The sequence below is a fragment of the Pelomonas sp. Root405 genome, assembly GCF_001425165.1.
In the GTDB taxonomy this organism is placed as follows: Bacteria; Pseudomonadota; Gammaproteobacteria; order Burkholderiales; family Burkholderiaceae_C; genus Pelomonas.
Genome location: NZ_LMDU01000001.1, coordinates 736,941 through 758,689 on the forward strand (window position 1 = coordinate 736,941; position 21,749 = coordinate 758,689).

General features: G+C 70.2%; 20 protein-coding genes. 6 read left to right on the forward strand and 14 right to left on the reverse strand.

Annotated features, from left to right (window positions below; genetic code table 11):
- Nucleotides 1-40 precede the first annotated feature (40 nt).
- The gene (locus tag ASC81_RS03310; protein ID WP_056262667.1) at nucleotides 41-3,412 is read right to left on the reverse strand and encodes a S41 family peptidase; all 3,372 of its coding nucleotides are present in this window, start codon (nucleotides 3,410-3,412) and stop codon (nucleotides 41-43) included.
- A 137-nt stretch (nucleotides 3,413-3,549) separates the two neighbouring features.
- Between ASC81_RS03310 and ASC81_RS03315 the strand changes: the two genes are divergently transcribed.
- The 5 genes from ASC81_RS03315 (at nucleotide 3,550) to ASC81_RS03335 (ending at nucleotide 8,509) form a co-directional block, all read left to right on the forward strand.
- Nucleotides 3,550-5,082 (forward strand): DUF4331 domain-containing protein, encoded by a 1,533-nt coding sequence (locus tag ASC81_RS03315; protein ID WP_056262669.1) that lies wholly within the window; start codon nucleotides 3,550-3,552, stop codon nucleotides 5,080-5,082.
- A gap of 11 nt (nucleotides 5,083-5,093) precedes the next feature.
- Nucleotides 5,094-5,369, forward strand: a complete 276-nt coding sequence (locus ASC81_RS03320; RefSeq protein ID WP_156391699.1) for a hypothetical protein — start codon at nucleotides 5,094-5,096, stop codon at nucleotides 5,367-5,369.
- Nucleotides 5,366-6,514: a hypothetical protein gene (locus ASC81_RS03325; protein ID WP_156391700.1), complete on the forward strand. Its 1,149-nt coding sequence runs from the start codon at nucleotides 5,366-5,368 to the stop codon at nucleotides 6,512-6,514. The genes ASC81_RS03320 and ASC81_RS03325 overlap by 4 nt, the downstream gene beginning before the upstream one ends.
- Nucleotides 6,511-7,617 (forward strand): HupE/UreJ family protein, encoded by a 1,107-nt coding sequence (locus tag ASC81_RS03330; protein ID WP_235533557.1) that lies wholly within the window; start codon nucleotides 6,511-6,513, stop codon nucleotides 7,615-7,617. Before ASC81_RS03325 ends, ASC81_RS03330 begins: the two co-directional genes overlap by 4 nt.
- A gap of 124 nt (nucleotides 7,618-7,741) precedes the next feature.
- Nucleotides 7,742-8,509, forward strand: coding sequence for a PEP-CTERM sorting domain-containing protein (locus ASC81_RS03335; protein ID WP_056262680.1), 768 nt, complete (start codon nucleotides 7,742-7,744; stop codon nucleotides 8,507-8,509).
- 42 nt (nucleotides 8,510-8,551) lie between these two features.
- Here ASC81_RS03335 and ASC81_RS03340 read toward each other — a convergent pair whose 3' ends face one another.
- The 13 genes from ASC81_RS03340 to gspG all read right to left on the reverse strand — a co-directional run bounded on the left by ASC81_RS03340 (nucleotide 8,552) and on the right by gspG (nucleotide 21,056).
- The gene (locus ASC81_RS03340) at nucleotides 8,552-9,454 is read right to left on the reverse strand and encodes a 5'-nucleotidase (RefSeq protein ID WP_056262683.1); all 903 of its coding nucleotides are present in this window, start codon (nucleotides 9,452-9,454) and stop codon (nucleotides 8,552-8,554) included.
- Nucleotides 9,455-9,471: 17 nt separating this feature from the next.
- Complete coding sequence (locus ASC81_RS03345) at nucleotides 9,472-10,461, reverse strand: AAA family ATPase (protein WP_056262686.1); 990 nt, start codon at nucleotides 10,459-10,461, stop codon at nucleotides 9,472-9,474.
- 112 nt (nucleotides 10,462-10,573) lie between these two features.
- Nucleotides 10,574-11,785, reverse strand: a complete 1,212-nt coding sequence (gspF, locus tag ASC81_RS03350) for a type II secretion system inner membrane protein GspF (protein ID WP_056262688.1) — start codon at nucleotides 11,783-11,785, stop codon at nucleotides 10,574-10,576.
- A 3-nt stretch (nucleotides 11,786-11,788) separates the two neighbouring features.
- Nucleotides 11,789-13,213: a type II secretion system ATPase GspE gene (gene gspE, locus ASC81_RS03355; protein ID WP_056262691.1), complete on the reverse strand. Its 1,425-nt coding sequence runs from the start codon at nucleotides 13,211-13,213 to the stop codon at nucleotides 11,789-11,791.
- Nucleotides 13,214-13,220: 7 nt separating this feature from the next.
- Nucleotides 13,221-15,449 carry a type II secretion system secretin GspD gene (gene gspD / locus ASC81_RS03360; RefSeq protein ID WP_156391702.1) on the reverse strand — a complete coding sequence of 743 codons (2,229 nt, stop codon included), beginning with the start codon at nucleotides 15,447-15,449 and terminating at the stop codon, nucleotides 13,221-13,223.
- A gap of 2 nt (nucleotides 15,450-15,451) precedes the next feature.
- Nucleotides 15,452-16,333: a type II secretion system protein N gene (gene gspN, locus ASC81_RS03365; protein ID WP_082536222.1), complete on the reverse strand. Its 882-nt coding sequence runs from the start codon at nucleotides 16,331-16,333 to the stop codon at nucleotides 15,452-15,454.
- Nucleotides 16,333-16,860, reverse strand: coding sequence for a type II secretion system protein GspM (gene gspM / locus ASC81_RS03370; RefSeq protein WP_056262695.1), 528 nt, complete (start codon nucleotides 16,858-16,860; stop codon nucleotides 16,333-16,335). The genes gspN and gspM overlap by 1 nt, the downstream gene beginning before the upstream one ends.
- Nucleotides 16,860-18,113: a type II secretion system protein GspL gene (gene gspL / locus ASC81_RS03375; RefSeq protein ID WP_056262697.1), complete on the reverse strand. Its 1,254-nt coding sequence runs from the start codon at nucleotides 18,111-18,113 to the stop codon at nucleotides 16,860-16,862. The genes gspM and gspL overlap by 1 nt, the downstream gene beginning before the upstream one ends.
- An 89-nt stretch (nucleotides 18,114-18,202) precedes the next feature.
- A complete protein-coding gene (gspK, locus tag ASC81_RS03380) occupies nucleotides 18,203-19,198 on the reverse strand; it encodes a type II secretion system minor pseudopilin GspK (RefSeq protein WP_056262699.1) in 996 nt (331 codons plus the stop codon).
- Nucleotides 19,195-19,812 carry a type II secretion system protein J gene (locus ASC81_RS03385; protein ID WP_056262701.1) on the reverse strand — a complete coding sequence of 206 codons (618 nt, stop codon included), beginning with the start codon at nucleotides 19,810-19,812 and terminating at the stop codon, nucleotides 19,195-19,197. Before ASC81_RS03385 ends, gspK begins: the two co-directional genes overlap by 4 nt.
- Entirely contained in the window at nucleotides 19,809-20,177 is a 369-nt protein-coding gene (gene gspI / locus ASC81_RS03390) for a type II secretion system minor pseudopilin GspI (RefSeq protein ID WP_056262704.1), read from the reverse strand. Before gspI ends, ASC81_RS03385 begins: the two co-directional genes overlap by 4 nt.
- Nucleotides 20,174-20,650, reverse strand: a complete 477-nt coding sequence (locus ASC81_RS03395) for a Tfp pilus assembly protein FimT/FimU (RefSeq protein WP_235533558.1) — start codon at nucleotides 20,648-20,650, stop codon at nucleotides 20,174-20,176. The genes gspI and ASC81_RS03395 overlap by 4 nt, the downstream gene beginning before the upstream one ends.
- Entirely contained in the window at nucleotides 20,622-21,056 is a 435-nt protein-coding gene (gspG, locus tag ASC81_RS03400; protein ID WP_056262708.1) for a type II secretion system major pseudopilin GspG, read from the reverse strand. Before gspG ends, ASC81_RS03395 begins: the two co-directional genes overlap by 29 nt.
- A gap of 54 nt (nucleotides 21,057-21,110) precedes the next feature.
- Here gspG and ASC81_RS03405 point away from each other — a divergent pair, with 54 nt between their 5' ends.
- Nucleotides 21,111-21,743: a hypothetical protein gene (locus ASC81_RS03405; RefSeq protein ID WP_156391706.1), complete on the forward strand. Its 633-nt coding sequence runs from the start codon at nucleotides 21,111-21,113 to the stop codon at nucleotides 21,741-21,743.
- The last annotated feature ends 6 nt before the right edge of the window (nucleotides 21,744-21,749 follow it).

Below are 21,749 nucleotides of genomic sequence, written 5' to 3' on the forward strand. Positions count from 1 at the left end.
CAAAGTCTAGCGCTCGGGAGGCCGTGACCGCCCTTGCCAGCTACGGCCTCACCGGCCGCAGATACGGCCCCGGCTTCACCTCTTTCACAGGTTCCGCGGCAATGCGCCGCTTCAGCTCGGCCAGCGCCGCGTCCAGCTGCGCATCCTGGCCCATCGCGGTCGCCCGCGGCGGGTTGTCGACCTCGATGTCCGGCGTCACGCCGATACCCTCGATGAGGAAGCGGCCTTCCGCGTCCACCTGGCCGGACTCCGCGGCGCGCATGATGCCGTTGTCGATCAGGCGGTTGCCGTCCGACAGCCACACTCCCGCGCCCGAGCTGCGCTTGCCGATGACGGGACCGAGCTTGAGGCGCTTGAAGCCTTCGGCGAAGGTCTCGCCGTCGGAATAGGTGTCCTCGTTCATCAGCACGACGGTGTGGCCGCGGTAGACGTTCTGCATGTTGGCGTAGACGCCGGCGCCGCCCGGTGAGCGCGGTTGCCAGAAGGCCCAGGCGCGGCGCAGCAGCTTCTCCAGGATCCAGCTGTCGATGTTGCCGCCGTTGTTGTATCTGACGTCGATGATGAGGCCGTCCCGGTCGGTGGCGGCATAGAACTCGCGCACGAAGTCCGCGATGTCGGCCGCGCCCATGGCACGCAAATGCACATAGCCGATGCGACCCTGGCCGGCGGCTTCAACGGCACGCGCGCGGCTGAAGCGCCAGTCGTTGTAGCGCAGCTGGTTCTCGCGCGTCTGGGCCACTGGCGTGACGATGCGCAGCACGGAGCGCCCAGCCTGCCTGGCCTCGATCAGTACCTGGCGGCCGGCCTGGCCGCGCAGCAGCTCCAGCAGATGCGGCGCGTCGGCTGTCGGGCGGCCGTTGACCGTCGTGATGACGTCGCCCACCTTCAGGCCGACGCTGGGCGCGGCCAGCGGCGAGGCCTCGGCTGGCAGCTCGGGGTCGGCGGCGTAGATGGCATCGATGCGCCATCCATCGGGTGCGCGGGAGAAGCGCGCGCCCAGGCCGGCAAGACCTGGCTCCTCGGGCGCGGGGCGGATGTCACCGGGGGCGACCTGGCTGTGCAGCGCGCCCAGCTCGCCCACCATCTGCGCCATCAGCTCGGCCAGCTCGAAGCGGTCGGTCAGCCGGTCCACCAGTGGCTCGTACTTGGCGCGCATGGCCAGCCAGTCGACGCCGTGCATGGCGCTGTCGTAGAAGTGGTCGCGGTGCATGCGCCAGGCGTCGGCGAACATCTGCTTCCACTCGGCGCGCGGCTGCGTGGCGATCTGCCAGTCGGTCCAGCGCACCTGCAGCTTGCTCAGGTCGGTGGGCAGCTTGGGCGCGGCCTCGACGATCAGCACTTCGGGCGCAGCACCGGCGGCCTGGTTGCGCACGACCATCAGCTTCTTGCCGTCGGCGCTCAGGCCGTAGTCGCGCACGTCGCTGGCGAGGATGTCGGCCGGGCCGCCCTGGTTGTCGATGGCGATGGATTTCAGCTGGGTCTTGCGGTCCAGGTCCTGGTCCAGGAACCACAGCCGCTTGCCGTCGACGCGCAGCGCGCGGTAGTTGCCCGCGGGCACCGGCAGCTCGTGCAGGCGCGCGGCCACGCCTTCGAACTGGATGGTGGGCTTGGCAGCCCCTGCTTTGGCATCCGGCTTCTTCTCTTTGTCGTCCGGCTTGCGCTCTGTCGGGTTCTTGTCGGTGGCCTTCTTGTCCTCCGCGCGTTGCTCATCGGCCTTTTTCTCGGTGGCCGATTCCAGCTCGTCCTTCGGCGCGAACGGCGAGCGCAGTCCCGGCTGCAGGGCGAGTGCATAGAGCTTGCTGCGGAAGCCGAAGAAGGGCCCGGTGTTGCGGTCGCCCCAGGGGCTGGGGTTGCCGGTGGTCGCGAAGTTGCGGTTGGACGCGAAATAGAGCCATTGCCCATCGGGGCTGAACGCCGCCGCGCCGCTGTCGTAGCGGTCGGTGGTCAGCGTGTGGGTGCTGCCCTGCGCCATGTTGTAGAGCTGCAGCTGGTGGCGGTCGGGGTGGCGCAGCGGCATCGACCAGGCCAGCGCCTGGCCGTCCGGGCTCCAGCCATGCAGGCGTGGTTCGTCAAGCAGGCCGCGGGCAATCTCGCGCGTGTTGGCCGGCGCCGGCGCCTTGAGGTCCGTCAGCCAGATGCGCCCTTCCTTGTCGCTGTGTGCCAGCCAGCGGCCGTCGGGCGAGGGCAGCAGTTCGCGGCGCTGCGTGACCGTGGCGTTCGGCGCGCCGTGGGTGATGCGCTCGGGTTTGCCGGTGCCATTGGCCGCGAAGCGCCAGACCTCCATCTCGCCGCTGAAGTCGCAGAAGGCGAACACCTGCTTGTTGTCGGCGCTGAACTCGCCCTTGCGGCAGCGGCCGTCCACCGGCTGCGGCAGCTCGGCGCGGCGCAACTGCTGCACACCCTGCGTCGCGAGATGACCCCGGGCCGTCAGCAGCACGCGCTCGCCATTGGGCGCGAAGGCCGTGTCGGTGAGGAAGTCCTGCGGCTTCTTGATCCAGCGCTCGCGCATCTGGTCGAAGTCGCCACCCAGCGCAATGTCGAGCTTGCGCGCCGCGTCACGCTTGGCAAGGTCGATGACGTAGAGGTCGGCGCCCAGCGCATAGACGACCCGGCTGCCGTCGGCGGCCGCGTGGCGGATGTCCCAGCCCTTGTACGTCGTGTGCTGGCGCGGGTCGGCGCCCTTGGCGTCGACCGACCACAGGTTGACCGTGCCGTCGCGGTCCGACAGGAAGGCAATGCGCTCGGCACCATCAGCGCCATCAGCGCGATAGGGCATTGGCCGGCGGTCGTTGTTGCCTTCCGCGACCAGCGGCTGGGCCTCCGCTCGGTTTGCCAGGTCCAGCGACCACAGCCGCGCGATGGCGCCACCGCGGTACTGGCGGGCGTTGTCGCCGCGCAGGCCGCTGCGGGTGAAGTAAAGCGTCTTGCCATCGGCGCTCAGGGCGCCGTCGCTGGCCTGGCCCACCGGCAGGGCACGGCGTTGGCCGGTCTTCATGTCGATGGCGAAGAGCTGGCTGCCGGGCCGCGCGTCGAGGCCGGTGTAGAGGACCTCGCCGGCCGAGCTGAAACCCCAGACGCGCATGCCGCCGCCTTCCCAGGTCAGCCGCTTCGGCACCCCGCCGGCGGCCGGCATGAGGTAGAGCTCGGTGCCGCCGTCGTACTGGCCCGTGAAGGCCAGCCATTGGCCGTCGGGCGACACGGCGGGCTGGCTTTCAAGCCCGTTGTGCGTCGTCAGCCGCTGAGCGTCGCCGCCTTGCGTGCCGACGCGCCAGAGGTCGCCCTCGGCGACGAGATAGATCTGCTCGCCCTTGATGGCGGGCTGGCGATAAAAACCGGTGGTGCCGGCCCCAGCGCTTGTGACGCCGGACAAGCACAGGGCCGCGATCAGCGCGGCGGAACGGGAACGGGGCATGGGATCTCCTCCAGGGACCGCCATTGTGTTGCTAGGGGGGTGGCCGGCGATTCGTCACGCCGCCTTGCATCCGCGCCGCCAGTGGCGCCGTAACACTGCCCAGATGCCTGTGTTGGCATCGCCACCGGATGCCCCCCATGAAAGCTCGTCTCACCTGCAGCGCCTTGGGCGTGGTGCTGCTCTGCCTGGCTAGCGGCGCCCAAGCCTCCAGCCACCGCGAAGCGCCCTTCCTGACGACCGTCCCCAAGGTCGACGCGACGGACTTCTACATGTTCCGAAGCTACGAGACCGGCCGCGACGGCATGGTCACGCTGATCGCTAATTACCTGCCGCTGCAGGACGCTTACGGCGGCCCCAACTACTTCTCGCTGGACCCGAACGCGCTCTACGAGATCCACATCGACAACACCGGCGACGCCAAGGAAGACATCAGCTTCCAGTTCCGCTTCAAGAACACCCTGTCCAACAGCGGCGCAGGCACCTCCTTGAGCATCGGCGGCAAGATGGTTGGCATTCCGCTGATCCAGAGCGGCACGGTCGCCAACGTCAAGGACGCCAACCTGCAGCTCAATGAGAGCTACACCGTCAGCGTCGTGCGTGGCGACCGCCGCAGCGGCGCGGCCCAGTCTGTGACCCATGCCACCGGCGGCGCGACGACTTTCGACAAGCCGGTCGACAACATCGGCAAGAAGACGATTGCCGACTACGCTGGCTATGCGGCCAAGCACGTCTATCCCGTCACCATCCCGGGTTGCGCGACGCCGGCCAAGGTCTTCGTCGGTCAGCGCCAGGACCCGTTCGCGGTCAACCTCGGCACCATCTTCGACCTGGTCAACGCCCCCGTCTCGGTCATCACCGACCCGGCGCTGATCAACGCCGTGCCCAACACCATCGGCGACAAGAACGTCACGACGCTTGCGCTGGAAGTGCACAAGGATTGCCTGAAATCCGCTGGCAGCGACGTCATCGGCGGCTGGACCACCGCCAGCCTGCGCCAGGGCCGCCTGCTCAACCCCAAGCCGGCTTCCGGTCACCAGGCGGCCGAGAAGGCCGGCGGCGCCTGGGTGCAGGTCTCGCGCCTGGGCATGCCGCTGGTCAACGAAGTCGTCATCGGCCTGAAGGACAAGGACAAGTTCAACAGCGCCAAGCCCATGGACGATGGGCAGTTCGCCGACTACGTGACCAACCCGACGCTGCCGGCGCTGCTGGAGATCGCGCTGAACCTCCCCAACACCGCGCCGACCAACTTCCCGCGCACCGACCTGGTCACCACCTTCCTGACCGGCATCAAGGGTGTCAACCAGCTGGCCACCGTCACGCCCTCGGAAATGCTGCGCCTGAACACGGCCATCGCGCCCGTGCCCTTTGCGCAGCAGAACCGTCTGGGCATCGTCGGCAACATCCTGGCCGCAGGCAACGACAACGCCGGCTACCCGAATGGCCGCCGTCCCAAGGACGACGTCGTCGACATCTCGCTGGTGGCGGTGATGGGCGGCCTGTGCGTGGCCAATGGCGACACCGACAAGCTCGGCCTGGGCGCTGCCTGCAAGCCCAGCGCCGTGCCGCTGGGTGCCACCACCTTCAAGCTGCATGACGCGGTGGACCAGGCCGTCGTGCCCTTGCTGACCGGCTTCCCCTACCTCAACACGCCCATCCCGGGCACCAAGTGAAGGGGGCCGCCATGCTGACCCGCAAGACCGCCGTGCTCGCCACGGGCACCGCCGCCGCCCTGCTGCTGGCCGCCTGCGGCGGTGGCGATGACGACGACCATGTCGTCGCGCCACCTCCCCCGCCGCCCGCGGCGGCCACCGCGGTGCCCGACAGCGCCGTGGCCTCTTCGATGGCGCTGGTGACCTACCTCAAGGCGCAGAAGACCGACGACGAGACCTCGGAAGCGCTGACGCTGCCGATGCTCGACGTGTCGGCCAGCGAAACCGAAGAACCGCAGACCTTGTGAAGCGCCTGCTCGCGTTGCTGCTATTGGCACCGCTGGCGGTGTCGGCCGAGCCCTTCGTACCGAAGGACGACGCCGACATCGTGCAGCGCCTGCCCTACCGCGTCGACGCGACGGAGCGTGCGCGCCGTGCTGCCTTGGCCCGCGACCCGGCGCAGCTGCCGCTCGCCGCCGCCACCGCACGCGCGGCGCTGCAGCGCGCCCGCGTGCATGGCGACCCGCGCGAGCTGGGTGTGGCACAGGCGGCGCTGTCGCCATGGTGGCGTCAGGCCGATGCACCGGCCGAGGCGGTGCTCTTGCGTGCCCGCGTGCTGCAGGCCCGCCATGAATTCGACGCTGCCCGGGCCGACCTGCGTGCGCTGCTCGCGCGACAAGACCTGGCGGTCGAGCATCGCGCCCAGGCGCTGCTCGACGCGGCAGCGCTGCATCAACTGCAGGCCGAACTGCCGGCGGCCCGTGCGCTGTGCGAACAGCTGCAAGCGCTCGCGCCGCTGCCAGCGGCGGCCTGCCAGGCCGAGCTGGCCAGCCTGACCGGCCAGGGCCGGGCGGCCGCGCTGACGCTGGCCCAGCTCAGCCCGGGCCGCAGCGTCGCCCCGTGGCTCGCGCTGATGCGTGCCGAACTCGCCGAGCGGCTTGGCGACGAGACCGCGGCGCCCACCCTTTACCGCACCGCGCTGGCCGGCGAGGACGGCGTCTACACGCGTGCGGCGCTGGCCGACTGGCTGCTGGCCCGCAACCGCGCTGCCGAAGCCCTCACGCTGGTCGAGCGCAGCCCCGATGCCGAGGCCGACGCCCTGCTGCTGCGCCGCGTCATCGCGCTGCGCCAGCTCGGCCGCGACACGTCGGCACCGGCCGCGCTGCTGCGCGAACGCCTGGCCGCCGCCGACCGCCGCGAGCCGGGCAAGCATGCGCGCGAGCAGGCCCGCTTTGCGCTTGATGTCGAACAGCAGCCGCGCGAGGCGCTGCGCCTGGCCCAGCTCAACTGGGCCACGCAGCGCGAGCCGGCCGATGCGCTGCTGCTGCTGCGCGCAGCCCTCGCCGCCGGCAAGCCCGGCGATGCGGCCCGGCAAGACCTGGCCCGCGTGCTGCGCGAGCTGGGCTGGCAGGATGCGCGCCTCGCGGCCCTCGACCGGAGCTTCGCGTCGTGATCCGGTGGCTGATGCTGGTGGCGCTGCTGGTCTGCGGCGCGGCCCGGGCTCACCAGGCCAGCGAGGCCTACCTCGTCTACCGCGTGGACGGCGCAGACGTGGAGCAGCGCCTGGACATCGCCCTGCGCGACCTCGACCGCGACCTGGCGCTGGACGCCGATGGCGACGGCGCCTTGAGCTGGGGCGAGGTGCGCCAGCGCTGGCCCGACATCGAGGCCGTGGCCGATGCCGGCTTGCGCTTCACGGCCGAGGGCGTCGCCTGCACGCTGCAGCGCCGCGCAACGGCCCAGCTCGAAGACCACAGCGACGGCATGCACGCCGTGCTGGTCAGCCACTGGCGCTGCCCGGCGGCCGTGCGCGACATCGACATCGACTACCGCCTTTTCAGCGCCACCGACGCCGCCCACCGCGGCCTGGTGCGCCTCGTTGGCGCGGTCGGCCCGCCGCAGCTGCTGACCCCGGGCGCCGGCCCGCAACGCCTGGGCGCGCAGGGCATGGGCCTGCCCGGCTTTGTCGCCGACGGCATGGCCCATATCGCGGGCGGCCTGGACCATGTGCTCTTTCTCGTCACGCTGCTGCTCGTGGCCGTCTGGCGCAGGGACGGTGGCCGCTGGGTGCCGCGGGACAGCGCCCGCAGTGCCTTCGTCGAGACGCTCAAGCTCGTCACCGCCTTCACGCTGGCCCACTCCGTCACGCTGGGCCTGGCGGCGGCCGGCGCCCTCAACCCGCCCGAGGCTTTGGTCGAGTCGCTGATCGCACTGACGGTGCTGCTGGCCGCGCTGGACAACATCCGTCCCTTCGTGCCTGGCCCGCGCTGGGCGATGGTGGGCGTTTTCGGCCTCGTGCATGGCATCGGCTTCGCGGGGCCGTTGAAGGACCTGGGCCTGCGCGGCACCGAGCTGTTGCTGCCGCTGCTGGGCTTCAACGTCGGCGTCGAGCTCGGGCAGCTCGCCGTCGTCGTGCTGCTGCTGCCACTGGCCCTTGCGCTGCGCGCCGGCCTGGCCTACCGGCGCTGGGTCGTGCCGGGCGCTTCGGGCACCGTGGCGGTGCTTGCGCTCGTGTGGTGCGTGGAGCGCAGCATGGCGGTGCAGCTGCTGCCTTGACGCCACGGAAGCGCCACCGGAATCGGGGGGGAGCCGCAGGAATAGCGGGTTGCCCACGTTGACCCTTTTTGACGGGTTAGTGAAAGTCGGCCCCGACCTTCCCTTCAGCCCGGAGAAATCGCGCATGTCATTCAAGCTTCTCGCCGTCTCGGCCGCATTGCTCACCGCCCTGTCCGCCCAGGCCGCCGTCTCGGTCACGAGCGCTGCCTTCACCTATGGGCAGAGCTTTGACAGCCTGGCCGCCGCGGGCACGGCCAACGCGTGGGTCAACGATTCGACCCTGGCGGGCTGGAGCCTGTTCAACGGCGCCAACGCGCTGGCCACCTACCGCGCCAGCACCGGCACGGACAACGCGGGTGCCGCCTACAGCTTCGGCAGCGGCGCGGACCGCGCGCTTGGCAGCATCGCCAGCGGCACCGTGGCCACCCCGACCCTCGTGCTCGCGCTGACCAACAACAGCGGCAGCACGCTCGACAGCTTCACGCTGCGCTACGACGGCGAGCAGTGGCGCAACGGTGGCAACACCACCGCGCACAAGCTGACCGTGCAGTACGGCTTCGGCGCCAGCTTCGCGAGCGTGTCCAACTGGACCACGGCCGGCGCGGCATTCGATGTCAACTCGCTGGTCAACACGGCAAGCAGCGCTGCCGTGGTTGGCAATGTGGCCGGACTGAGCGCCAACCTGGGCGGCACGGTCACCACCCCCTGGGCGGCCGGCAGCACGCTGTGGGTTCGCTGGAACGACGCCAACGACGTGGGCAGCGACCATGGCCTGGCCATCGACAACCTCAGCCTCAGCGTCACGGCCGTGCCGGAACCCAGCACCTACGCCATGCTGCTGGCCGGCCTGGGTGCCGTCGGTTTCATCGCCCGCCGCCGTCGCCGCGGCTGATCGTTCGCCCCTTCGCCCAGCGGCCCCACACGGGGCCGTTTTTCATGGTGGCGCGGCAATGCCCATGGCCACATGACCCGCCGGCACATGGGCCGCGGCGCTGGTGATGTGGCCGACCTGGTCGTCGAAGAAGAAGTCGGGTTCGAACTCGCGCAGGAACTCGCCCTTGGCCAGGCCGCCGAGGAACATCGCTTCGTCGACCTCGATCTGCCAGTCCATCAGCGTGCGGATGGCGCGCTCGTGGGCGGGCGCACTGCGCGCCGTCACCAGGGCCGTGCGCACCTTCATGCCGCCGCCCGGTTCGTGCTGCAGGCGCTGCAGGGCCTGCAGCACCGGCTTGAAGGGGCCGGCCGGCAGCGGCAGGTGGGCGCGGCTGCTTTCGTGCTCGCGGAACGCCGCCAGGCCGTCGCGCTGGAAGACCTGCTCGGCCTCGTCCGAGAACAGCACGGCGTCGCCGTCGAAGGCGATGCGCAGCTCCTTCGGATGCAGTGCCGACGCCCGCGCCGCCAGCGGCATGACACGCGCCGCCGCCACGCCGGCCATCAGCGCCTGGCGCACATCGGCCTCGTTGGTCGACAGGAAAAGCTGCGCCGACAGCGGCTTCAGGTATCGCCACGGTGAGGCGCCACGCGTGAACACGCCGCGCTCGATGGCCAGGCCGTAATGCTTGGCCGAGCGGAAGACGCGCATGCCCGAAATGGGATCGTTGCGCGACAGCACGACGACTTCCACCTGCGGCGCCCCGCCGCCAGCGTTGAAGGCCAGCAGCTTGTGCACCAGCGAGAAGGCCACGCCCGGGCGGGCCGGCTCGTCCAGCAAGCGCTGTTGCAGGGCCATGTAGGCGTGGTCGTCCTCGGCCTCGAAGACCTCGTTCTCGGCTTCGAAATCAAACAGGGCGCGGGACGAGATCGCGACGACCAGCTGGCCGTTCAGGGTGGCGGGCATGCCGCGATTGTCAGGGGCTACTGCATGAAGCCGATGCGCGACTTCTTGGCGCCGCCGCTGGGCAGGTCGTCGCACAGCACCGTGTCGCGCTGTGCCAGCCGGGCGTTGCCGAAGGCCGTCATCCAGGCGCGTCGCATCTCGCGCGGCGCCAGCTCGGCCATGCGGTCCAGCACCGCGTCACTGGGTCGCGCGTCGAAGCGCTGGCCCCATTCATGCGAGCCGCGCAGCTTCTCGTACAGCCGCAGCGCGATGGCACGGGCGGCGGCGAAGTCGGGCGCCTGCACCTCGTAGACATTGACGCGGTTCAGGATGGGGTCGGGGATGGCGCCGGCGTCGTTGGCCGTGGCCACCCAGATCACCTGGCTGGCGTCCACGGCCACCTCGGCAAACTCGTCGATGAAGCTGCTGGCCGTGTCGTGCTCCAGCAGGCTGTAGAGCGAGCCCAGCGGGTCGTAGGCGGCCTCGCCGCCGGCCTTGTCGATCTCGTCGACCACCATGACGGGGTTGGCATAGTCGCCGTCCACCAGCGCCTCGAAGACCTTGCCCGCCCGTGCGCCCCGCCACTGGCTGGACGCGCCGGACAGCACCCAGCCGGCCGTCAGCGAGCTCATCGAGACAAAGCCCATGCCGGTGCCGAGCAACTCGGCCAGCTGGCGCGCGAAATGGGTCTTGCCGACGCCGGGGGGCCCAAGCAGCAGCAGCGGCGTGATCTCCAGCGCGTCGCTGCTGTCCTTGCACAGGGCGATCTGGCGCCGCACATCGTCGAGCACCTCGTGGAAGTTGGGCAGCTCGTCGTAGAGCGCGTCCATCACCGGCAGCCCTGAGGGCTTGACCTGGAAGCGCTGCTCACCTTTTTCCAGCATGCGCTCGTAGGTGGCGCGCAGCGATTCGTGATCCTTGCCCGGCAGCTTGTCCAGCCGTTTGCTGACATCTTCGAGCCGGTAGATGCTGCGCATACGGGCGACCGGGATGCGCGGTGCGACACAGGCGATGGCGGTACTGCTCATGGTGGGCTCCTCCGTCAGGACACCCTATTCAAGCAAAAACCGGCCCAGGGCGGCATGTCGGGAAACCACCGGTTCGTGTGTCAGATCACGGCTTGCCGGCCGGTGTCGGCCGCTATTTCACCCAAGTGTTCAGCTGGATGATGGGCAGCAGCACCGCCAGCACGATCAGCAGCACGATGGCGCCCATCGCGACGATGAGCAGGGGCTCCAACAGCGTGGCGGCGGCCATGGAGCGGCGCTGCACCTCGACGCTGAGCTGGCGCGCCGCGCGGCCAAGCATCTCGGGCAACTGGCCGGTCTGCTCGCCCAGCCGCGCAAACATCGCCAGGATGCCAGGGAAGCGCTTCTTGCCCGCCAGCGCCGAGCCCAGCGGCGCGCCTTCGCGCACCTGCACCAGCGCATCGAGCGCATCGGCCTGCATGGCGCGGTTGGACAGCGTCTCGGCCGCCGCCTGCAGCGCTTTCAGGATGGGCACGCCGGCGCCGGCCAGCATCGCGAGAGTGCCGGCGAAGCGTGCCGCGTTGTAGCCGCGCGCCAGTCGGCCGACCACCGGCAGGCCAAGCATCGCCGCATCGAAGCGCAGCCGGAAGGCACGCGCCTTGAGCGCCTGGCGCAGCAGCAAGCCGCCCGAGGCCAGCACGCCGAGCATGGCCCAGCCCCAGGTGCGCACGAAGTCGCTGATGGCCAGCATCGCGACCGTCAGCGCCGGCAGCGTGCGCTTGGAGCTGGTGAACACCGTCGCGATCTGCGGCACCACATAAGTGACGAGAAAGATGACGATCAGCACCGAAATGAAGGACACGATGGCCGGGTAAGCCATGGCGCCGACGAGCTTGGCCTTGAGGTCCTGGCGCTCTTCAAGATCGTCGGCCAACCGCTCCAGCACCTGGCCGAGCGCGCCGCTCTGCTCGCCAGCGGCGACGACGCCACGGTAGACCTCGTCGAACTCGCGCGGCGCCAGCGCGAGGGCGCGCGCGAAGGTCGAGCCGGCATTCACCTCGGCCTTGAGCTGGCTGATCAGCTCGCGCTGCCGGCTGTCTTCGCTCTCGTCGGCCAGGGCCGTCAACGCGCGCTCGATGGGCAGGCTGGAGCCGACCAGCCCGGCGAGCTGGCGCGTCCACACGGCCAGCGCCGTCTGGCCGAAGACGCGGCGCGTGAACCGGCTGCCTTCCTGGGCACCATGCTGCTGCACCATCTCGATGGACAGCGGCGTCAGCCCCTGCGCCCGCACCATGGCACGGGCCACGCGCGGGTTGTCAGCCTCGATCAGGCCGCTGCTCTGGCGGCCGGCGTCGGTGAGGGCTTCGTACTTGTAGGCGGGCACGGCTTATTCGCGGGTGACCCGCAGGACTTCTTCCAAGGACGTGACGCCGGCCGTGATCAGCCGCTCGCCGTCCTCGCGCATCGAGCGCAGGCCGATGGCCTCGGCCGCAGCCTGCAGCTGGCTCTCGGGCGCGCGGTTGTGGATGAGGCTGCGCACCGCGTCGTCGGCCACCATCAATTCGTAAACGCCGGTGCGGCCCTTGTAGCCCGTCTGGCCGCAGGCGTCGCAGCCCACCGGATGCCAGCGGCCATGGTCGTCGGCCTTCTTGCAGACGGGGCACAGCCGCCGCACCAGGCGCTGGGCCAGCACGCCGAGCAGGGAGCTGGACAGCAGGAAGGGTTCCACGCCCATGTCGGTCAGCCGCGTGACGGCGCTGGGCGCGTCGTTGGTGTGCAGCGTGGCCAGCACCAGGTGACCGGTCAGCGAGGCTTGGATGGCGATCTGCGCGGTCTCGAAGTCGCGGATCTCGCCGATCATGATGACGTCCGGGTCCTGGCGCAGGATGGCGCGCAGGGCCTTGGCGAAGGTCAGGTCGATCTTGGCATTGACCTGGGTCTGGCCGATGCCGGGCAGTTCGTATTCGATCGGGTCCTCGACGGTCAGCACATTCGTGGTGCTGGTGTCGACGGTCTGCAGCGAGGCGTACAGCGACGTCGTCTTGCCCGAGCCGGTCGGGCCGGTGACGAGGACGATGCCGTGCGGCTGCTGCACCAGCTTTTTGAAGGCCGACAGCACCTGGCCGTCCATGCCCAGGCCTTCGAGCGTGAACTTGGATTCGCTCTTGTCGAGCAGGCGCAGCACGGCGCGCTCGCCGTGGGCGCTGGGCAAGGTCGACACCCGCACGTCGATGGCCCGGCCGCCGATGCGCAGCGAGATGCGGCCGTCCTGCGGCAGGCGCTTCTCAGCGATGTCGAGCTCGGCCATGATCTTGAGCCGGGATATCAGTGCCGCGTGCAACGCCCGGTTCGGCTGCACCACCTCGCGCAGCGTGCCGTCGACGCGGAAGCGCACGGAGCTGCTGCGCTCGTAGGGCTCGATGTGGATGTCGCTCGCGCCGTCCTTGGCCGCCTGCGTCAACAGCGCGTTGAGCATGCGGATGATGGGCGCGTCGTTGGCGGCTTCCAGCAGGTCCTCCACGGCGGGCAGGTCCTGCATCATGCGCGACAGGTCGACGGCGCTCTCGACCTCGCCGACGACCACGGCCGCACTCGATTCGCTGCCGGCATAGGCCGCGCTGATGCGCTCGGTCAGGGAGTTCGCGGCTTCTGACTCCAGCCGGTCCACCGCGTACAAGCGCTGCACTTCGGACAGCGTGGCCCAGCTCACCTCGGGCGGCGCCCACAGCGTCAGCGTGCTGCCGTCGTCTTCCAGCAGCACGGTGTTGGCCCGTGCAAAGGCATAAGGCAGGGGGTGGCGGGTGGCTGCCATGGGGGCGTTACTGCGGCGGTTGTTGCGCGGATTGCGGCGGGGTGGGCGGCTGCAGCGAAGGCTGAGGCAGGGCCTTGTCGGGCGCCGAGATCGTCGGCTCCGGCAGCACCGGCGCGCCGGTGTCGGGCAGCAGCAGCTTGGACTTGGGCTGGCTGGCCTCCTGCACCGCGCGAATGCTGCGGTAGCGGTCCAGCGTCAGCTCGTTGCCGCTCTCTGCGCTGCGCATGACGACGGGGCGCAGGAAGACCATCAGGTTGGTCTTCACACGCCGGCGGTTTTCGCTTTTGAACAGGTTGCCCAGCAGTGGCACCTTGGACAGGCCCGGCACGCCATCGCCGCCATCGGTGTACTCGTCCTTCAGCAGGCCACCCAGCACGATCAGGTCGCCATCATCGACGACGACGTTGGTCTCGATGGCGCTCTTGTCCAGCGTCGGCCCGTTGGTGCCTGTGCTGCCAGGCACGACGGACGAGTTCTCCTGGTAGACCACCATGCGCACCGTGCCGCCTTCGCCGATCTGGCTCTTGATCTTCAGCGTCAGGCCGACGTCCTTGCGGTCCACCGTCTGGAAGGGGTTGACGTTGCCGCCGGCTCCGGCCGTGCCCGAGTAGGAACCGGTCACGAAGGGCACGTTCTGGCCGATGACGATGCGGGCCTCCTCGTTGTCCAGCGACACGATGTTGGGCGTGGACAGCACGTTGGCGCCGCTCTGGCTTTCGAAGAAATTGGCCACGGCACCCAGCGTGTAGAAGCTGCCGAACTTCTTGATCACGCCGATGTTCAGGCCCTGGGGTGCCGCGCCGGCGCCCAGCGCCGTCGTGACCCCGTCCCTGCCGCCTGCGACGGCGCCGGTGGCGTTGATGATGTTGGCCAGGCCCGAGCCAAAGTTGGTGCCCGCGCCGGTGATGCTGCTGTCACCCTTGTTGCCGAACAGGTTCTGCCACTGGATGCCGAACTGGGCGGACTTGCTGTTGTCGATCTTGACGATCAGCGACTCGACATAGATCTGCGAGCGGCGGCCGTCGAGCTGCTCGATGACGGCGCGCACCTGGCGGTACAGCGGCTCGGCGGCCGTGATGATCAGCGAGTTGGTCGACGGGTCGGCCTGCACGAAGCCGCCAGTCGAGGGCCCCGCGGACTGCGACAGCGGCGCGGTCGCGGCCGCCGAGGTCATGCCGCCGGTGTTGTTGTTGCCGCCGCCGACGTTGCCACCGCTCAGCGACTGGCTGGCGCCGGTCAGCGAACCCGCGCCGGTCAGGCTGGATGTGCCAGACGTACTGCCGCCACCGGCGCTGGCCGACGAACCGGCACCGAAGGCGGCGCGCAACACGGTGGCCAGCTTGGTCGCGTCGGCGTTTTTCAGGTAGACGACGCGGATGTTGTTGCCGCTGTCGCTGCTGGGCTGGTCGAGCTTGTCGACCATCGAGCGCACGGCGGCCAGGCGCGCCGGGTTGCTGGCGCGCAGGATGAGGCCGTTGGAGCGTGGGTCCACCAGCACGTTGACCGCGCTGCTGCTCTGGCCCGGCACGACTGCGCCCGCCGTGGTGCCGCCATCTGCCAGGCGCTGCACCAGCGGCGCCAGGTCGGACGCGACCGCGTGCTTCAAGGGCACGATCTCGATGTCGCTGGTGCCCGGCGTGTCCATGGCCGCGATGATCTTGGCCATGCGCTGCAGGTTGTCGGCGTAGTCCGTGATGATCAGGCTGTTGTTGCCCGGGTTGGCGTTGATGGTGTTGTTGGGGCTGATCAGCGGCCGCAGCACGGCGACGAGGTTGTTGGCGTTCTCGTGCTGGATGCGGAAGATCTGCGTCAGGATCTGGTCGCCGCGCACATTGCTGGTTTCCACGGCCACCGAGCCGGCCTGCAGCTTGGCATCCGGCTCGGGCAGCACCTTCAGGAAGCCCGCCGCCTCCACGACGGTGAAGCCCAGGCCGCGCAGCGCGGCGAGGTAGTTGCGATAGGCGTCGGCCACCGACACCGGCTGCTCGCTGTAGACCGTGATCGTGCCCTTGACGCGCGGGTCGATGATGATCTGGCGGTTCAGCATGACGCCGATCGCGCGGGTGACAGCCTCGATGTCGGCGTTGACGAAGTTGAGCGTGACCGGCGAGCTGGCCCTGACGGCTGGGCCGGCGGTTCGGCCGCGCTGCACGTTGGCGTTGTCGGGCTGGGCGAACGCGCTGCCCGTCGCCAGCAGCAATGCAGCGAGGGCAGTGGCGGTGCGTTGGAGATTCATGATCATCCGATCGTCAAGACGGAGCGCGCCCCTTGGCGGCGCCCGATGATGTTCAGCAGGTTGTTGAGCGCTTCCTCGCGCCCCGGCGCGGCGCCGGCCTCGCCGGTGAAGCGGCTCTTGCCGCCGCTGCTCAGCGTGCCCACACCCGAGAGTTGCAATGCGCCTTCCAGTGTGGACAGGCGCAGCGCGCTGACGCCGGGATTGGCGGCATCGGCGGTCACGGTGAAGCGGTAGCTGCCCAGCGGCGCGACGGTGGACACGCGCGAGGACAGGTTGAGCAGGTCGAGCTGCAGCTCGCCGAACTGGCGCCAGCGGCCCTGCACCGACTCCAGCCGCAGGTCGCGCGCCGACAGGCGCAGCGAGCCGCCCAGCTGCAGCGTGTTCCAGGGCGTGCCCAGGCCCGACAGCAGCCCGGCGGGCAGGCGGGCCAGCCAGTCGGCACGCGTGTCGACGCTGACTTCCATGCGGCCGAGGCCAGGCTTGATACCGAGCAGCAGTTCGCCGTTGATGCAGCAATCCTGCCGCGCCGCCAGCTGCAGGCCCAATCCCTTCGCCGCCATGCGCCAGTGCAGCCGGCCGGGCAGGGACGAGGCGTCGCGGCTGCCGGCGCCACCGGTCAGCACGAGCACGCCCGAGCCGTTCCAGATGCTGCCGCGCGTGTCGACGATGAGCAGGTGGCCGCTCGTTGCCGACGCGAGCGCGCGGGCCAGCCAGCTTGCCGGCGCAAAGATGATGAGGGCCGCCACGATGCCGACCAGCGCGCCGGCGATGCTCCAGCGCCGCGGCGTCTGGTGGCGCACGGCGCGGCTGCCGGGACTGGCACCACCCAGCACGGAATCCGGCGGCAGCGACGCCGCGTGAGGCTTCTTCTTCAACAGGCGCATCAGCCGCCTCCCAGGGTCAGCACCAGGTTGCCCGAATAGCCCTTGGGGCCGCGGGTCAACTGCGCCTCGACGGGTCGAGCGCGGGCGGCAGCGCGCACTTCGCCCAGCCAGCCCTGCAGCAGCTCCGGCGCGATGCCGTTGAGCGTGACGACGGCGCGGTCGCCCGTCAGCGTCAGTCGCGCCGCCGGGCCGAGGTTGGCCACCGACGCCGTCAGCGCGGCCTGGGCCTGGGCCGGCGGCACGACCGGTGCGGCCGCCAGCGCGCGGGCTTCCTGGGCCTGGGCCTGCATCTGCTGCAGCTGAAGTTCCAGCTTCTCGAGTTCGGCGGGCGCCGTGCGCAGCGTGCGCAGGGCCGGCGCGATCAAGACGCTCCAGACCAGCAGCAGGCCAAGCAGCAAGGCGATGCCGCCGACGGCGAAGCGTTCGCGCTCGCCGAGCGCCTGCCAGTGCGCGGCGGCCTGGGCCCTGGCCTGCTGGAACTGGGCCGGCAGGCCGGCCGCAGCGTTGTTGTTGTCGAAGCGGGCCATCAGCTGCGTCCTTGTAGGCTGGCGCGGCTGATGGTCAGCTTGCCTTCGCTGGCGTCCAGCTGCCAGCCGTCGCTGCGCAACTGGGTGCGGAAGTTGTCGATCTGGGGCGGTGCCCAGCCCTGGGCCGACACGGTCAGGCGGCCGGGCTCGAAGGCCAGCGCCTCGGCCGGCGGCCGGTCGGCGGGCCAGGCCGCGGCGGCGGCGGCCAGCAGGGCTTCGAGGTCCTGCTCGCCGATGCTGCCAGCGCTGGCCCGCAGGAGGTCCAGCTGCTTTTGCATCTGCACCGGCGCGTCGAGGATGGCGCGCACTTGGGGGAAGGCCGTCGTCAGCGTTGCACTGACGGCAGCGCGGCGCGCCGCCACCTCGCGGTTCTGGTGCCAGGCCCACAGATTGAGACCGACCAGCTGCACGATGACCAGGCCGACGAGGCCGATGCGCACCGGGCGCCAGGGCTTGCGCATCAGCCCCCGGCTGACCAGGCGCAGCGCACGCACGCCGCGGGCGCGGGGTGCGAGGTCGAACTGGCGCAGGTTCCAGGCGCTGTCGACGACGGCCAGCGCGCGCTGGGCCGGCGTCTGCACGGTGACGGTGGTGCCCAGCCAGCGTTCGGCGGCGGTCGCCACCGGCGGCGTGGCCGTCCACTGCGCGGCATGCACGAGGCCCGGCGGGAACAACTGGCGTGCCAGGCCGCCATTCAGCGGCAGCGTCGCGACACCGTCGGTATGGCTCCAGCGCAGGGCGATGTCGGTGCTGCTGCCTTCGACGGGGCTCTCGCCATTGGGTTCGAAGAAATGCCCACGCGCCAGCTCATCCGGCCAGGCCAGCGGCGCGATGCGGTCGATGAAGACCTGGGCGGCTTCGAGCTGCGCCAGGTGGTCGGCCAGCCAGGTGCGCGACGTGATGGCCACCCAGGCCGTGTCACCGCCCAGGGCATCGGGCTCGATGGCGAAGTGCACGGTGTCGGGCTCGTCGAGGAGCGACTCCTCCAGCTTGCCCGCGAGGGCCGCACGCATCTGGCGGCCGGCACGGGGCAGCTCCACCAGCCGCCAGCTGATGTCGGACTCGCTGACCACGGCGACGACGCTGTCGGCCTGGGGCAGCGCCGATGCAGCCGCACGGCCTTCGGCGGCAATCCGGCGGCCATCGGGTGTCAGCGCGTAGTCGTACTCACGCAATTCGGCGGCCGCAGGCGCGGCTCGGCCCAGCGCGCGCAGGCGCGTCCGCGGGGGCAGGAACAGCAGCAGGGTGCTCATAGGGGAGGGCAGGCGCGGCGCATTCTAGGAGGGGGTTGCGACGATCTCGGGATGGTGGGTGGGCTGGCGGTGAAGATCTGTTGCGGCATTCATCGGTCGAGCAGCTGGTTGACGCGCTCGCGGGCCCGCACCATCACGTTCAGGCCTTCCCGCTCCACCAGTGAACGCTGTTCAAGCTGGCGCTCGTCCAGGCGCAGCCGGCCGGTGACGATATAGAAGGCCGAGACGACGGACGCGCGGTCCGCCCCGATGGTCACCGTGGCCGGCAGGTAATCCTTGGCGTCGTCGGGCTTCTGCAGCGGCTTGGCCTTGCGGCCCTGCACCAGGCGTTCGGCGGAGGCAAGGTCGACACCATCGAACAGCGCCGCGATGACCTCGCGCGGGGCGGTGTTCAGGTTGACCGGTGTTGGTTTCTCAAGCAGCACGACATAGGGCTGCAGCCGCTTGATGGTGTCGGCGTCCAGACCCAGCCAGCTGAGCTGGTCCAGGTTGGCGGGCCGCAGCGGGCCGCTTTCGCTGTCGGGCACGCTGGCGGCGACGCCAGGCGGCAGCGCCGAGGCCGGGCTGCTCGGTGGCACCGGAAAGGCGCTGCGCAGGCCTTCGACGATGACGGCGGCCGTGCCCGGCGGCGCATTGACCTGGCTGCACAGCCGATCCAGCACCCGCTGTTCCAGCTCGGCCGCCTTGTCGCTGGCAAGCAGGTTGCGCAGGTTGTAGCGGCTCTGTGCGTCCTCGATGCTGCCGGACAGGAAGGCCTCGGGCCCCTCCTCGTCCGTTGCCGCCGAGCGGTCGGCGGCCAGGAAGGTGGACAGGCGGGCCTCGGCCAGCGGGACGGCCCAAGGTTCGCCGAGGTGGTCGATGGGCTTTTGGCGATTGGCCTGTGCGTCTTCGCGCAGGATCAACCGCGCCCAGTCCAGCGCACCCTGCAGGATCCAGGCGCTCTGCGCACGCGCGCGGTCGGCGGCCTCGATCTGCACGGCGCGGTACTGCTGCCAGACCATGCCGGCGGCCAGGCTGGCAATCAGCGTGACGATGATCATCGCGGTCAGCAAGGCCGCACCGCGTTGCCCTCGCTGAGCGCTCATCGGACCGTGACCTCCAGCTCGCGTGTGAGCGTACCGGCCAGACCGCTGCCCTCGGCAAACTGCATCGCGATGCGCAGGCCCGCGGGGGCCGGGTTCCCACCCGGTCGCTGGGGGCCGGCGTTGTCGTTGCTGCTGCCGGTGGACTGGCAGTTGCTCCAGGCATTGCCCCAGTAGCAGTTGAACTGCCATGCGGCCACACCATCGAAGGCGCGCAACGCCGGGTTGCGCTGGGCCAGCTGCTGCAGGCCGAGCTGGCGCTGGTTGACGAGGTCTTGCACGGTGCGCTGCGCCGGACTTTCCCAGCGCCACAGCGCGCCCTCGCGCAGGCTCCACACCACCACCTGCAGCCCGGCCGGCGCCTGGCGGGTCAGCACCAGGTTGCCGCCGTCGAAGGCCAGCGGCGCCACGACGCTGTGGCTGTCCTGCAGCGCACGCAGGTCGACCTCCCATTGGGCCAGCACGGTCTGGAGCCGCGCGGTCTGGGCCAGGCGCGCTTGGGCGATCTCGCGGCTGCGGACCAGGGCGTCGATGCCGCGCCAGGCCATGCTGGCCATCGTCGCCATGACGACCAGGGCGACGAGCACCTCGACGAGGGTGAAGCCGCGTGACTTCACTGGAACTTCCCCATGATGGTCGACAGGCTCAGCACCGGCTGCCCCCGGTCGTCGGCAACGTCCGCGTCGACCCGGCGGAACAGCGGGTTGGGCGTCGGGCTGACCCTGAGCTTGCCGCTGTAGCTGCGGCCGAGCTGCTCGCAGGCGAAGGGCGATTCACCGATGTCGGGAAACTGCTGCGTCAGGCGCAACTCGGTCAGGAGGTTCTCGGCGCACCACTGTGCCGCGCTGACCTGCGCCAGTCGCTCGGCGTTGTTGGCCAATGCGCCAGCGGCCTTGATGCCGGCGCCCAGCGCGATGGCGACGATGACAAGGGCGACAAGGACCTCGATCAGCGTGAAGCCGCGGGCTTGCCCGGTCTTCATGGCTGCACGACGTCGAAGGCGGCCAGGCCATCGGTGCCGAGAACGAGTTGCTGGCTGCCAAGCTGCAAGCGCAGGCGCTGCGCCGGGATGATGGGCTCGGGCCCGAGGGCGAGGCCGGGGTTGACCGCCGTGGCGTTCTCGATCAGCACGGCAACCGGCTCGCCCAGCCAGCGCGTCGGCAGCTGGATGGTGCGCGGCAGGCCCTCGAAGCGGAAGTCGTCGCCGCTTTTGGCACCCTTGGGCACCCAGCGCACGTTCAGTCCCGAGGCGCGGCTCTCCGCCCGGGCGGTCTCCAGCAGCGCGGCCAGGCGCTGGGCCTCGCGTTGCAATTGCAGCTCGGTCGGATCGCGCAGTGCAAGGCTGATGGTGGCGCTCGTGATGGCGATCAGCGCGACGACGACGAGCAGCTCGATCAGCGTGAAGCCGAGCGACGCGCTGCGCCGCTTATTGCCAGGAACCGACGTCGGCGTCACGGCCCTCGCCGCCGGCGCGGCCATCGGCGCCAAAGCTGTAGACATCGACCTCACCCTTCACGCCCGGGTTGGCGAACTGATAGGGCTGGCCCCAAGGGTCGTTGGGCAGCTTCTCAAGGTAGGGCTTCCAGTTCGGCGGCGGCGTGCCAGCGGTGGGCTTGCGCACCAGGGCGTCCAGCCCTTGCTCGGCGCTGGGGTAGCGCTGGTTGTCGAGCTTGTAGAGCTTGAGCGCCTGCATCAGGTTGTTGACGTCGGTGCGGGCGGCGGTCACACGGGCGTCCTCGGCGCGGTCCAGCACATTGGGCACGACGAGGGCGGCCAGCACGCCGATGATGACAAGCACGACCAGCAGTTCGATCAGCGTGAAGCCGCGGGCAACGGTGCCGGTGAGGGAAGAGCGACGCATATCGGGGGGCGTGGGAGCGCGGAGCTGCGGTGAGCGGGCCATCATAATGGTCCGATGCTTGCACGATTGATGGCGTTTTCGGTGTGGCTTTTGCTCGGTGGCTCGGTGGCCTACTGGGGCTTGCAGCTGTTTGCGCGACCACTGCCCATGCCCGCCTCGGTGCTGCCGGCCGGCGAGGGTCGCACGACCCAGGTTGACCTGAGCCGCCTGCTCGGCGTGACGGCGCCTGACGCCGCGCCGGAACCTGAAATCGCCCCCTCCACGCGGCTGCGCCTGCTCGGCGTCGTCGCACCCAAGAACGCGAAGGCGGCGGCAGCGGGCGAGGGTGTCGCGCTGATCGAGGTGGACGGCATGGCGCGCACGGTGCGTGTCGGCGCCGCCGTGGATGGGGAACTGCATTTGCTGCGGGTCGACGTCCGCAGCGCCAGCCTGGGCCGCCTCGGCCAGGCGCCAACCCAGGTCCTCGAAATCAGTCCACCCGTGGCACCTGCCACCGGATCTCTGCCGCCTGCGCCGCCGTCGCCGGTGGTGCTGGGTGGCAACCCCAACCCCAACCCCGGCCTGCCGTTGCGCGTCAACCCGCCCGGCGCAGCGCCGGTGCAAGGCAATATGCCGCCGACCTACGGTGCTCAGCCTGTGAACCCGGCGCCGCCGCCCGTCAGAACCGAAGAGCAGCAGGCCCGCTGAGCGGAC

Coding starts and splice junctions, on each gene's coding strand:
- ASC81_RS03405 (WP_156391706.1), top strand. CDS start 21,111: ATGCTTGCACGATTGATGGCGTTTTCGGTGTGGCTTTTGCTCGGTGGC.
- ASC81_RS03345 (WP_056262686.1), bottom strand. CDS start 10,461: ATGAGCAGTACCGCCATCGCCTGTGTCGCACCGCGCATCCCGGTCGCC.
- gspN (WP_082536222.1), bottom strand. CDS start 16,333: ATGCGCCTGTTGAAGAAGAAGCCTCACGCGGCGTCGCTGCCGCCGGAT.
- gspL (WP_056262697.1), bottom strand. CDS start 18,113: ATGAGCACCCTGCTGCTGTTCCTGCCCCCGCGGACGCGCCTGCGCGCG.
- ASC81_RS03335 (WP_056262680.1), top strand. CDS start 7,742: ATGTCATTCAAGCTTCTCGCCGTCTCGGCCGCATTGCTCACCGCCCTG.
- ASC81_RS03320 (WP_156391699.1), top strand. CDS start 5,094: ATGCTGACCCGCAAGACCGCCGTGCTCGCCACGGGCACCGCCGCCGCC.
- gspD (WP_156391702.1), bottom strand. CDS start 15,449: ATGAATCTCCAACGCACCGCCACTGCCCTCGCTGCATTGCTGCTGGCG.
- gspG (WP_056262708.1), bottom strand. CDS start 21,056: ATGCGTCGCTCTTCCCTCACCGGCACCGTTGCCCGCGGCTTCACGCTG.
- gspE (WP_056262691.1), bottom strand. CDS start 13,213: ATGGCAGCCACCCGCCACCCCCTGCCTTATGCCTTTGCACGGGCCAAC.
- gspM (WP_056262695.1), bottom strand. CDS start 16,860: ATGGCCCGCTTCGACAACAACAACGCTGCGGCCGGCCTGCCGGCCCAG.
- gspK (WP_056262699.1), bottom strand. CDS start 19,198: ATGAGCGCTCAGCGAGGGCAACGCGGTGCGGCCTTGCTGACCGCGATG.
- gspI (WP_056262704.1), bottom strand. CDS start 20,177: ATGAAGACCGGGCAAGCCCGCGGCTTCACGCTGATCGAGGTCCTTGTC.
- ASC81_RS03310 (WP_056262667.1), bottom strand. CDS start 3,412: ATGCCCCGTTCCCGTTCCGCCGCGCTGATCGCGGCCCTGTGCTTGTCC.
- ASC81_RS03340 (WP_056262683.1), bottom strand. CDS start 9,454: ATGCCCGCCACCCTGAACGGCCAGCTGGTCGTCGCGATCTCGTCCCGC.
- ASC81_RS03315 (WP_056262669.1), top strand. CDS start 3,550: ATGAAAGCTCGTCTCACCTGCAGCGCCTTGGGCGTGGTGCTGCTCTGC.